Genomic DNA, 11,274 nt, shown 5'->3' with positions numbered 1-11,274 from the left:
CCAGCAAGGACGCGGAACCCACCCGCGTACGGCTGGCCGCGAAACCGCACGTGCTGCTGGAACACCCCAGGAGGATGCGTGGCCAGACTCGATGGTGCCAGCCAGGACCGGCTTGCCGGTGCGCTCCTCGTGCTGGCGTTCGCCTCCTTCGCGATCGGCGCGACGCTGCCGTTGGTGGGCGGAAACGGGAACGCCGAGATCTTCACGCTGCCGGTGCGAGAGCACCTGGAGGCCGTAGCGGACAACTCGGCCGCCTGGCGGTGGGCCAACGTCCTCATGGGCGCCGCTGTAGTGCTTCTGATCTTTGGGATGACGATCGTCACGACCATGCTCGAGCGGGTCGAGGAACGGCTGTTGTCCCGGATCGCCCTCACCGGGTTGCTGCTCGCGGCACTCCTGTGGCTGGTTTTCACCGCGTTCAGGTCCACCGTTACCGTGAGTGCGGCACAGGAAACCGTGCTGACAGGCGCCGTGCCGACCTACTACCAGCCATTGGCTCGGTGGGGGTCGGGCCTGTTTCAGATCTACATCGTGCTCGGCTGCCTGGGTTTGGCCGCGTTGGGCGGTTCGTTGGTGCTGGCCGGGCTGGTCTCGGCCTGGGCCGGCTGGGCCACTGCCGCCATCAGCGCGGCGACGCTGGTGCACTTCCTAAGCGCCGGGGACACCTTGCCCGCCTTCCACTACCTCCCCTCCCTGCTGATCGGCATCCTGCTGCTGATACGTCGAGGCCCGCCAGCCGCGATGGGCCGCAAAGCCTAGGTCCAGGTACGACACCGGCTCGATGCGCTACGGCGTGCGGCGCCGGCGGCGGGCTACGTCGACGTCCGGGCGATGGTCAGGACGCTGCGAGCGCTCGATCCACGGCCGCGGGGGAGTAGACCGAGTCGACCACCATGGCGACCGCTCCGGAGGTGCCCGCGCGATCGCCGAGGGCGCTGGTCGTGACCTGGAGGTCCTGGGTTGCCAGCGGCTGGGTGCGTTGATACAGCCGCTCCTGCAGGGCGGGCATGAAGTGCTCCTTGGCGCGGATCACGTCGCCGCCGACCACGAGCAGCTCGGGATTGAGCAGGCTCACCGCGGTGGCGAGCACGTCGCCGATCTGCAGCGCCGAGCGTCGCAGCAGCGCCACCGCGCGCGGGTCGCCGGTGTGTGCCAGGTCGACGGCCTCCCTGCTGGAGGTGACCGGCGCGCCCTGTTCGGCGAGGATGCGGGCGATGGCGCCGCCGCTGGCGCTGGCGGCCAGGCAGCCGCGGGCGCCGCAGGCGCAGAACGGTCCGTCGCCGTCGCTGGTGATGCGGACGTGGCCGATGTCGCCGGAGCCGCCGTGCAGGCCCCGCACGAGCTGCCGGTTGACGATCACTCCGGCCCCGATCCCGGTGGCCACCTTCACGAAGAGCAGGGACGTGCACGACGGCGGCCCGGCCAGGTGCTCGCCGAGGGCCATGAGGTTGGCGTCGTTGTCGACGAGGGCCGGCACGCCGAACGCGTCCTGGAGCCGCTCCTTGATCGGGTGGTCGTGCCAGCCGGGCATGATCGGCGGCCGGACCGGGCGGCCGGACCCGACGTCGACGGGGCCGGGCACGCCCACGCCGGCGCCCACCACCGGCGGCAGGTCCGGGCCGGCCTGCTCCAGCAGCTGTTGCCACGCCTTCTGCAGCCAGCCCAGGCACGCGTCGGGCCCGTCGGCGATCCGCAGCGTCCGGGTCGTCTCCGCCAGATGGGTGCCGGCGAGGTCACAGACGGTGGCGCGAGCGTGCCGGGCGCCGAGGTCCGCCGCCAGGACCACTCCGTGCCGCTGGTCGAAGGCCAGGACCGCGGTCGGCCGGCCGCGGGCACCGGTCTCGGTCACGGCCTCCCGCACGAACCCAGCCGCGATGAGCTGGTCGACCCGCGCGGCGACCGTCGAGCGGGAGAGTCCGGTGTGTTCCAGCAGCTCACGCCTCGTCGTGGCAGCGCCGGTACGGATCAACTCCAGCAGCCGCCCGGCCGATCCACTCATGCCTGACCCCCTCTCGGCCCGCTCCCCGTGTACACCGCATTCTCGTCCGTCAGCGCACCCCTAACATCGAAGGGACACGGCGAGAGAGGGACGGACATGCGGGTTCTGACGGCGTACGGGCACTCGTGGGTGGGCGGCGCCGGCGCCTCGTCGGTGGCGACGCGCCTGGTGAACCTGACCGCACGCGCCCTCGGCCTCGACGCCGACAACCGCGGCGTCAGCGGCACGGCCAGCACCGAGACCGCCGAGCTGGTCCGCCGTCAGCCCCCGCCGCCGGCCGCCGCGTTCCTGATCATGACCGGCCTGAACGACGCCCGCCTGAACGGCCTGTCGCCCGACGGCATCGATCGGTACCGCGCCGCCCTGAGCGAGATCGTCACCGCGGTGACGACGGCGGCGCCGGGGGCCTACGTCGTGCTCGTCGAGCAGCCGCGCCTGCTGGACTACTCCGGCTATCCGCCGCACGACCGGGGCTCCGACGACGCCGTCGACCGCTACAACGATGTCCTGCGCGAGGTCGCCGCCCGCTTCGACCGGGCGATCGCGGCTCGTGTCGACGGCTGGGACCCGTACACCATGCTCGACGACGACGCCGTCCACCCCAACGACGCCGGGCACGACGCCGTCGCCCGGGCCGCCGGCGCCGCCGTCGCACCTGGTGCCACCGTTCGGCCGGCGGCACGGCAACAGGCCTGACGGCCGCGTCATCGCTCGTCCATCGCCAGCGCCAGGCCGGTCCAGCTCTGCGGCACGGCACCCAGCGGTGCGCCGGTCTCGGCGTGCCAGTACTCGGCCCATCCGCTGGCCGCCGAGATCTCCCGGGTCCGGGCGGCCAGCGCCGAGGCCTCGTCGTCGCGCCCCCACCGCCGCAGCGCCAGGTGGAGGAGGTAGTTCAGGTGTGGCCAGGCCGCGCCGCGCCAGTACATGCCCGGGTCGTACGACGGGTGCCTGCGGGCCACGTTGGCCGGTCCGGCCGGTGCGCCGAAGCGGTCCGGCCGGGTGAGCTGGTCCAGGGCCGCATGGGCCTTGCCCGCGTTGCCGGTGACCAGCGCGCCCATGACGCCGTCGCTGATCGGGATGCGCGCCGACGGCCCGCCCCCGACGACAGGCAGATCCGCCCACAGTGCCGACTCGCCGTCCCACAGCAGACGGTCGCTGGCCTCGGCCAGCTCGCGGGCCCGCCCGGCCAGCTCGTCGTCGTCCAGCACGTCGGCCAGCTCGGCGAGGTTGAACGCGACGTAGGCGTTGAAGGCGGCCGGCTCGACGACGAACGACGACGACCAGGTGGCGGCACCGTCGGCGGCGAAGGCGAGGTCGTGCACGCGGGCGGCGTTCCAGGCGCTGCGGGCGGCGCGGTCGTAGTCGGCGGCGGTCCGGCCGGGCGCGCCCCAGTCGTCCCACCGCGGCGAGTGGTCGTTGCCCGCCTCCCAGGGGTGCACGATGTAGAGCAGGCCGTCGGGCGCGCGGCGGTGCTCCCACAGCCAGTCCAGCCCACGCCGGGCCCGTTCCAGGACGTCCGGGCCCACCGTCAGCCCGTGCGCCGCGAGCACCCGCGCGGCGTGCCCGAACATCGGCGGCTGGGTTAGCGACGACGACGTCGGCAGCGGCCCGAGCCAGGCGTCCGGGGGCTCGGGGCCATAGCGCATGTGCGGCACCAGCCCGCCGGCGAGCTGTCCGTCCAGCACGGCCGTCAGCTCGGTGACGGCCCGGTCGTCGCCGAGGTGCGCCCAGATCACCGCGTGGAAGCAGGAGTCCCACAGCCACAGGTGCGGGTAGGTCGAGGGATTCGGGACGCAGTAGCCGCGGGCGGGGTCCCAATGCGCCTCCAGCAGCGCCCGCACGCGCGTCGCGAGGGCCGCGGTCTCAGTCGGGCCAGTCATGGGCGAGCACCAGGTCGAGGGTGGCGGCGGCGCTCCAGGACTGGTCGACGCTGCCGAGCGGCTCGCCGGTCAGCGGCTCGTAGTACTCGGCGAACGAGCCGTCGGAGAGTTCCGCCAGGGCCGCTGTGCGCAGTGACGCGGCGGTGTCCTTGGCGCCGCGCCGGTTCAGCATCCACGCGAGGAACCAGTTCATCACCGGCCAGCTCGGTCCTCGCCAGTAGGCCCGGCGACGGAAGTCCGGTGATGCGGGGCTCGTGGTCGGGACGACGGGGTGCGGCAGGTCCGGGTGGCCGGTCCACCGCGGCGACCGCAGCAGCTCCAGCAGCCCTCGCTCGGCGCCGGTGTCCAGACCGCCGCTGACCAGCGGCGCGAAGCCGGCGATCGTCTCGACCCGGACGGGTGCGCCGGTCAGCAGGTCGGTGTCCAACGCCAGCCCGGACCGCACGTCGCGCGCGCCGAGTACGCCACGGCGGAACAGCTCGGCCGCGGCCAGCAGCTCGTCGTGCTCCGGACGGCCAAGCCGCCGGGCCAAATGAGCGAGCGCCTCGTTCGCCACGGCGAAGACGGCTGACGCGAAGACGTCCGTGGTGAGGAACTCCGCGTTCCGGCGGATCCGGGCGGCGTCGTAGCCGGCCTGCTTGAACCGCTCCACCAGCCAGAGGTACCGGTCGTACTCCGCCGGGTCGGGACGCTGGCTCGCGTCGGCGACGACGGCGGTGTCGCGGCGCGTGTACGACGGCAGGTCGGCGCCGACGACGACCCGGGCATACACCGGGTCCCACCGCGGGGAGTTGTCCATGCCGCTCTCCCAGCCGTGGTAGATGGTGAGCAGCCCGTCTCCCCGCGGGTCGCGTTCGCGGATGAGGTAGTGGTGCCAGGCCAGGAGCCGGTCGTACGCCCCGGGCAGCCAGTCCCGGTAGTGCTCCGCCGCCGCGCCGCCGTGTGCCTCGGCGATCTCCCCGATCCGCTCGACCGCGAGCGCGTGGACCGGTGGCTGGCAGATCCCGCTGGTGCGCGGGCTGCTCGGCGCGTCGTCGGTCAGCTCCGCGCAGGCCCACCGGTCCGGCCCGGGGAAGTACCCCTCCTCGGACGGGTCGAAGACGATGTGCGGGATCATGCCGGTGCGCCACTGGCCCGCGAAGAGCGAGTCGAGCTCGGCGCAGGCCCGCGGGACGTCGACGTGGGCCAGTCCGACGGCGACGAACGCCGCGTCCCAGCTCCACTGGTGCGGGTACAGGTCGGGCGCCGCGCGGGTCATCGCCCCGGCGCTGTTGCCGCGGATCACGTAGGCGGCCCGGGCGGCCAGTTCCGGCGGTCGCCACAGGTCGGTCGTGGCCCGGAGCGCCACCGTCTCGGGGTCCGGGCGCTCGCCGTCCCTGCTGCTGTCCGTCGTCTCGTGAACCACATCTGTGATGCAACCCGACACCACTTAGTCCTGTCAATAGGCAAAAAGAGTCTTGCGATCACGCAAAAAAGAGAGTTCACTGCTGAGTGCCGTCCAATGCCGGGCGACGGGCCGCGGCTAGCACGGCGCCCCTGGACATCACACGAGGAGGCACCGATGAAGCGCAGCACCCGCCTGGCGGCCGCCGCGGCCGGTCTGGCACTACTGGCCGTCTCGGCGTGCGGAGACGACGGCGACGACGGTGGGTCCGGCGACGGCGGATCCACCGAGCCGATCACCGTGTGGACCACGGACACCCTGCCGGACAGGGTGGCCGCCACCGAGGCGATCATCGCCGACTTCACCGCCGAGACCGGGATCGAGGTGGACCTCGTCGGTGTCGCGGAGGACCAGTTCAACCAGGTCCTGTCGTCGGCCGCCGCGGCCGGCGAGCTGCCGGACGTCATGGGTTCGTTGGGTCTGGAGGCGGTCCGTACCCTGGGGTCCGGCGACCTCGCCGACACCGAGGCGAACGCGGCGATCATCGAAGGGCTGGGCGAGGACACGTTCGCCGAGCGCGCGTTGGAGCTGACCCGCGGCGAGGACGACGCGCAGCTCGCCGTCCCCGATACGTCGTGGGTGCAGCTGCTCCTTTACCGGACCGACCTCTTCGAGGCTGCCGGCCTGGAGCCACCGGAGACCTTCGAGGCCATTACCGAGGCCGCGCAGACCCTGAACGCTCCAGGCATGGCCGGGTTCGTGGGCGCGACCAGCCCCGGCGATGCCTTCACCCAGCAGACGTTCGAGCACATCGCGCTCGCCAACGGCTGTCAGCTGGTGGACGACGAGGGTGAGGTCACCATCGGCAGCGACGAGTGCGTCGGCGCCTTCGAGTTCTACGGCGACCTGATCTCGAACTACTCCGTGGCCGGGGCGCAGGACGTCGACACCGTGCGAGCGACCTACTTCGCCGGCCAGGCCGCGATGATGGTCTGGTCGACGTTCGTGCTCGACGAGATGGCCGGTCTGCGTGACGACGCCCTGCCCAGCTGCCCGGAGTGCCAGACCGATCCGGCGTTCCTCGCCAGCAACACCGGCATCGTGCCGGCCGTTCAGGGTCCGGACGGCGACGAGCCGGCACAGTTCGGCCAGGTGGTCTCGTGGTCGGTCATCGCCGACTCGGCCACCGAGTCCGCGTCGGCCTTCGTCGAGTACATGATGAGCGACGGTTACGTGGACTGGATGGCCATCGCCCCCGAGGGCAAGTACCCCGTGCGGGCCGGCAGCGAGGACTCGCCGACGGAGTACGTGGACGCGTGGGGGACGCTGCCGGCCGGCGTGGACCGCAAGGCGCCGCTGAGCGACTTCTACGGTCCCGAGGTGCTCGAGCAGCTCGCCGGCGGCCTGGACCAGCTCGACCGCTGGGCGATCACCCAGGGCCAGGGCGACCTGATCACCGCCGTCGTGGGTGAGGCGCCGGTCCAGCAGGCCGTCAGCGCCGTCACCACGGAGGGTGTGAGCGCCGAGGATGCGGCCGCGCAGGCCCAGGAGGCGGTGGAGCAGATCGCGGGTGGGCTGTGATGACCGCTGGCGCTCCGGAGCGGACGGACCGCCGAGGACGTGGCAGGTCCGGGGCGGGGCGGGCGCACGGCTCGCTCCGCCGGGCCGAGGCCCGCGCCGGCCTGGCGCTGATCACGCCCACGCTGATCATCGTTCTGGTCGTGGTGGTGGTCCCGATCCTGTGGACCATCCTGCTGGCCTTCCAGGACGTGCGGCTGCTGAACCTGCGCAGGGCAGGCATCTTCGACCCGCTGACACTGGACAACGTCCGTGCGGTCCTGCAGTCCGACGACTTCGTCCCATCCCTGCTCACGACGCTGGCGTACTCGGTGTTCGGCACCGGGCTGGCGATCCTCTTCGGGCTGGTGGCGGCGCTGGCGCTGCGTGGCGCGTTCCGTGGCCGCACGTTCGTGCGGGCGGCCGTGCTGCTGCCGTACGTGGCGCCGGTGGTCGCGGTGACGTTCGCCTGGCGCACCATGCTGAACCCGCAGTTCGGCGTGGTCAACGAGCTGGGTGTGGAGTTCTTCGGATGGGACGCGCCGGTCGCGTTCCTCAGTGAGCGCAGCGCATCGGTGTCGATCCTGGGCCTGGACATCAGTCTTCCGGTCGCGCTGATGACCGTCATCGCGTTCGAGGCGTGGCGGTCGTTCCCCTTCGCCTTCCTGTTCCTGACCGCCCGGCTGCAGGCCGCCCCGGCTACGCTGGAGGAAGCGGCACGCGTCGACGGCGCCACCCCGACGCAGCGATTCCGGTACATCATCCTGCCGCAGCTGATGCCCACCATCGCGGTGCTGGCCGTGCTGCGGTTCATCTGGACGTTCAACAGCTTCGACGACATCTACCTGCTCACCGGCGGCGGGGCCGGCACCGAGGTCATCAGCGTCCGCGTGTTCAACTTCCTGACCGCCCGCGGCGACATCGGCCTGGCCTCGGCGCAGGCGTTGGTGCTGGCGGTCATCCTGGCCCTGCTGGTCGGCCTCTACCTGCGACGGTTCGCCACCCGGGAGGAGACGTCCGCATGAGCGACGTGACCAGTCGCCCGCTGGGGCGGGCCGACACCGCCGGGAGCCGGGCCACGACCCGAAGCACGACGCGCCGAGGCTACAGCCGCGACACCGTCGAGACCCGGCTGTTCCGGGTGCTGCGGTGGGTGGTCATCGCGACGCTGCTCCTGGTGACGCTGTTCCCCTTCTACTACATGATCCTGCTGTCGGTGCGTTCGCTCGACGAGGTGCTCCGCGACCCCGGCACGCTGATCATCTCCCCTGGTGAGCTGGACCTGAGCACGTATGCGGAGGTCCTGCGGCCGGGCTCGGAAGGCGGCCAGGGGTTCCTGCGCTTCATGGCCAACAGCGCCATGGTGGCGCTGGGCACGGTGGCGCTGACGCTGCTCATCGCCTTGCCCGGCGCCTACGCCGTCAGCCGGCTGCGGTTCTTCGGGCACCGTCAGGTCAGCGCGCTGTTCCTCTCCGTCTACCTGTTCCCCAGCATCCTGCTCGCGGTGCCGCTGTTCGTGTTCTTCAGCCGGGTCGGGCTGCGAGGCGAGCTGGTCGGGCTGCTGCTGGTGTACGTGTCGCAGATCGTCGCCGTGGCCATCTACATGCTGCGCAACTACTTCGACACGATCCCCGTCAGCCTGGAGGAGGCGGCGGCCATCGACGGGTGCGGCCGCCTGGGCATCATGTGGCGGATCAGCCTGCCCCTCGCCATGCCCGCGATCATGGCGAACGCGCTGTTCATCTTCATGATCGCCTGGAACGAGTTCCTGTTCGCGCTGCTGTTCCTCATCGAGGACAGGGACCGGTGGACGGTCTCCCTGGGGCTGTCGCAGCTCAGCGGCAGCATCGAGGTGCCCACCACCGTCCTCATGGCCGGGTCCGTCATCATCACCTTGCCCATCATCATCGTGTTCCTCGCCACCGAGCGGCTGCTCGTCGCTGGGCTGACCGCCGGCGCGGAGAAGGGTTAGCCGCCGGGGCGGGTGTCGGCGCACGCACCCGCCCGGGCTTTCGTCCGGTGTCTTGCCGGAAGAATTCGGTCTGCCTATGGTCGCTGGCGCGTGAGCGACCGCCGGGATGTGGCCGCCCCCGTCATCGGTCGATGCCGCCTGGGAACGGAGACGAGAATGGGTGTTCGCGCGACAGGCTCTCTGATCGCGGTGGGTGCGCTGGCCGTGGTCTCGGCGACGCTGGCACCTGGCGCGGCGCGGGCCGGGGACGACGATCCCGCCACGTCGGTGATCCTCCACCCCGCGGCTGCCGGCGACGAGATCAGCCCGCTGCTGTACGGCGCCAACCACCGGTACGCGTACGACGGCTTCGGGATGTGGGACAGCGAGAAGCAGCAGGCCTACCCGGACTTCGTCGAGCAGGTGACCGCGGCCGGGATCACCGCGACCCGCTTCCCGGGCGGCACCATCGGGAACCGCTTCGACTGGCAGGCGTCGATCGGCCCGGTCGAGGACCGCGCACCCAGCCCGCACGGCGGAAGCCTGGGGGAGCCGTTGACCGCCGATTTCGGGCCCGACGAGTTCGGCGGCTTCGTCGAGGACGTCGGCGCGGTCGGGAGCATCGTCGTGAACTTCGCGACGGGCGACGCCGCGGAGGCGGCGGACTGGGTGGAGTACATGACCGCACCGGTCGGGTCGAACCCGCGTGGCGGCACCGCCTGGGCCGAGGTACGCGCGAGCAACGGTCATCCGCAGCCGTACGACATCCCGTACTGGGAGGTCGCGAACGAGCCCAACCTGAACAGCCAGCTCTACTGGCGCGCCGGGGAGTCCGACGTCTCCGCCGCCGAGCTGTATGCGATCGGCGGCTCCACGCGGTTCACCGGTCAGCGAGCCGTTCGGGAAGCCGACTACCAGCAGTCCGCAGCGGTCAGCGACGGGAGCGCGGACCAGGTGTTCTTCGCGGCCTATCCGCCGGTTGCGCCGGACACTGGCGAGGTCTTCGTCGACGGACAGGCTTGGCGCCGGGTCACCGACCTGGCCGGGGTCGGCGCCGTCGACGTGTACACGCTGGACGAGGCGAGCGGGCGGATCGAGTTCGGCGACGGCGCGGGGAACGGCAACGTCCCGCCCGCCGGCTCGGTCGTCACCGTCAGCTACACCTCCGGCCCGCACGACGGATTCGACGACTTCTATCGGGAGATGAAGGCCGCGAACCCGGAGATCGACGTCTGCATCGGGGCGGCCGACGAGGAGTACGTCGAGGCCATGGGGGCCGATCGGCCCTACGACTGCGCCGTGCTCCACGCGTACGTCGGTGGTAATCGCGTACCGAGCGACCTGCCCATCGAGACGTTTCGCGACCAGTTCCTCGCGCGCGCCGACAACACGGTCGCCCAGGTCGCCTCCGCGCAGGAACGCATCCGCCAGCACGCGGGGGACAACGCCGAGGACATCGCCGTCGTCCTGACCGAGTACGGCCATCTCGCCAGCAGCAACCCCGTGGAGGCGCCGTACTATCACCGCACGCTCGACCAGGGCCTGTACGATGCCGAGTTCCTCCGCGGGTTGATCGAGCTCGGCGGCATCGACGTCGCCATGCGCCATGCGCTCGTCGACTACGTGTTCGAGGACCCGCCTCCGGGGTCGCTGAACGTCGGCCTCCCGGACAACGCGATGATCGCCGGCCCCGGCCCCGACACCGTCCCCCAGGCGCAGGCGCTGGTGTACCAGCTGTTCACCGAGATGATGGGGGACACCCACATCGCCAGCCAAGTCGTCGAGTCCCCGGAGAAGGGCCTCACCAACGGCGACACCCTGCCCGCACTCACGACGGTGGCCAGCACGGACGCGGACGGCAACCTGTACGCGGTCGTGATCAACCGCGACGCCGAGCTGGACGTGAACGCCTCAGTGGTCCCGGTGGGGTATCGGCACGACGGGCGAGCGGAGATCATGACGGTCACCGGTGCGGACTACCTCTCCTTCAACTCCCCGGACGACCGGGACGCCGTCGCGCTGGCCTCGCAGAGCGTCGTCGTGGGCGCGGGGGACTTCACCTACACCTTCCCCGCGCACTCGGTCACCGCCATCAGGCTGTCCGGCACGACCGAGGCGCCGGACGTCGACGTCACGGCCGAGGCTCCCGACGCGGTCGGCGCGGGGTCGTCGTTCGAGCTGGCCACGGCGATCGGTGCGCTCGCCGACGAGCCGGCGGCCGCGCAGGTCGAGGTCCGCGCGCCCGAGGGCTGGGCGGTCCGGCCGCCCTCGGCGCACGTCGTCGCCCGCCCGGGCTCGACCGTGAGCCGCGACTTCGAGCTCGACGTGCCGTCCGATGCGAGCGAGGGCACCTACGAGGTCACGGTGGTCGTGACGCGGGGCGCGCTGGTCCTGGCGACCGACGTGATCGAGGTGTCGGTCGCGCCGGGCGGAGCGTGAGACCCGGGTCGCAGGATCCGAGCGGCGTTTTCTGTCGGATTGTTGACGGAAATCCGGCGGTGAC

At 71.7% G+C, this 11,274-nt stretch carries 9 protein-coding genes; 6 read left to right on the top strand and 3 right to left on the bottom strand.

Features of this window, described 5'->3' with window-relative positions:
• The first annotated feature begins 78 nt into the window (after nucleotides 1-78).
• On the top strand, nucleotides 79-759 hold the full coding sequence (locus E1269_RS22360) for a hypothetical protein (RefSeq protein ID WP_131898680.1): 681 nt from the start codon (nucleotides 79-81) through the stop codon (nucleotides 757-759).
• Nucleotides 760-835: 76 nt separating this feature from the next.
• On the opposite strand, the gene E1269_RS22355 is transcribed toward E1269_RS22360, so the two are convergent.
• Entirely contained in the window at nucleotides 836-1,999 is a 1,164-nt protein-coding gene (locus tag E1269_RS22355; RefSeq protein ID WP_131898678.1) for an ROK family transcriptional regulator, read from the bottom strand.
• A gap of 96 nt (nucleotides 2,000-2,095) precedes the next feature.
• On the opposite strand from E1269_RS22355, the gene E1269_RS22350 reads away from it, so the two are divergent.
• A complete protein-coding gene (locus tag E1269_RS22350; protein WP_131898676.1) occupies nucleotides 2,096-2,695 on the top strand; it encodes a GDSL-type esterase/lipase family protein in 600 nt (199 codons plus the stop codon).
• Between the two features lie 8 nt (nucleotides 2,696-2,703).
• On the opposite strand, the gene E1269_RS22345 is transcribed toward E1269_RS22350, so the two are convergent.
• Both E1269_RS22345 and ggh read right to left on the bottom strand, forming a co-directional pair.
• The gene (locus tag E1269_RS22345; protein WP_131898674.1) at nucleotides 2,704-3,879 is read right to left on the bottom strand and encodes an MGH1-like glycoside hydrolase domain-containing protein; all 1,176 of its coding nucleotides are present in this window, start codon (nucleotides 3,877-3,879) and stop codon (nucleotides 2,704-2,706) included.
• Entirely contained in the window at nucleotides 3,863-5,203 is a 1,341-nt protein-coding gene (ggh, locus tag E1269_RS22340; protein ID WP_131898737.1) for a glucosylglycerate hydrolase, read from the bottom strand. The genes E1269_RS22345 and ggh overlap by 17 nt, the downstream gene beginning before the upstream one ends.
• Nucleotides 5,204-5,440: 237 nt before the next feature.
• Here ggh and E1269_RS22335 point away from each other — a divergent pair, with 237 nt between their 5' ends.
• The 4 genes from E1269_RS22335 to E1269_RS22320 all read left to right on the top strand — a co-directional run bounded on the left by E1269_RS22335 (nucleotide 5,441) and on the right by E1269_RS22320 (nucleotide 11,210).
• Nucleotides 5,441-6,844 carry an ABC transporter substrate-binding protein gene (locus E1269_RS22335; RefSeq protein ID WP_131898672.1) on the top strand — a complete coding sequence of 468 codons (1,404 nt, stop codon included), beginning with the start codon at nucleotides 5,441-5,443 and terminating at the stop codon, nucleotides 6,842-6,844.
• Entirely contained in the window at nucleotides 6,844-7,845 is a 1,002-nt protein-coding gene (locus E1269_RS22330) for a carbohydrate ABC transporter permease (RefSeq protein WP_131898670.1), read from the top strand. The genes E1269_RS22335 and E1269_RS22330 overlap by 1 nt, the downstream gene beginning before the upstream one ends.
• Nucleotides 7,842-8,792, top strand: a complete 951-nt coding sequence (locus E1269_RS22325) for a carbohydrate ABC transporter permease (protein ID WP_131898668.1) — start codon at nucleotides 7,842-7,844, stop codon at nucleotides 8,790-8,792. Before E1269_RS22330 ends, E1269_RS22325 begins: the two co-directional genes overlap by 4 nt.
• A gap of 156 nt (nucleotides 8,793-8,948) precedes the next feature.
• The gene (locus tag E1269_RS22320) at nucleotides 8,949-11,210 is read left to right on the top strand and encodes an NEW3 domain-containing protein (RefSeq protein ID WP_131898666.1); all 2,262 of its coding nucleotides are present in this window, start codon (nucleotides 8,949-8,951) and stop codon (nucleotides 11,208-11,210) included.
• The last annotated feature ends 64 nt before the right edge of the window (nucleotides 11,211-11,274 follow it).

Origin of the sequence: Jiangella asiatica (assembly GCF_004349065.1) — a bacterium.
Lineage (GTDB): Bacteria > Actinomycetota > Actinomycetes > Jiangellales > Jiangellaceae > Jiangella > Jiangella asiatica.
This window is presented reverse-complemented; position numbering and strand designations above follow the sequence as displayed.

What these genes read in the sequence shown, in the direction of transcription:
- E1269_RS22355 (WP_131898678.1), bottom strand. Translation starts at nt 1,999, where the DNA reads ATGAGTGGATCGGCCGGGCGGCTGCTGGAGTTGATCCGTACCGGCGCT.
- E1269_RS22350 (WP_131898676.1), top strand. Translation starts at nt 2,096, where the DNA reads ATGCGGGTTCTGACGGCGTACGGGCACTCGTGGGTGGGCGGCGCCGGC.
- E1269_RS22345 (WP_131898674.1), bottom strand. Translation starts at nt 3,879, where the DNA reads ATGACTGGCCCGACTGAGACCGCGGCCCTCGCGACGCGCGTGCGGGCG.
- E1269_RS22335 (WP_131898672.1), top strand. Translation starts at nt 5,441, where the DNA reads ATGAAGCGCAGCACCCGCCTGGCGGCCGCCGCGGCCGGTCTGGCACTA.
- E1269_RS22330 (WP_131898670.1), top strand. Translation starts at nt 6,844, where the DNA reads ATGACCGCTGGCGCTCCGGAGCGGACGGACCGCCGAGGACGTGGCAGG.
- E1269_RS22325 (WP_131898668.1), top strand. Translation starts at nt 7,842, where the DNA reads ATGAGCGACGTGACCAGTCGCCCGCTGGGGCGGGCCGACACCGCCGGG.
- E1269_RS22320 (WP_131898666.1), top strand. Translation starts at nt 8,949, where the DNA reads ATGGGTGTTCGCGCGACAGGCTCTCTGATCGCGGTGGGTGCGCTGGCC.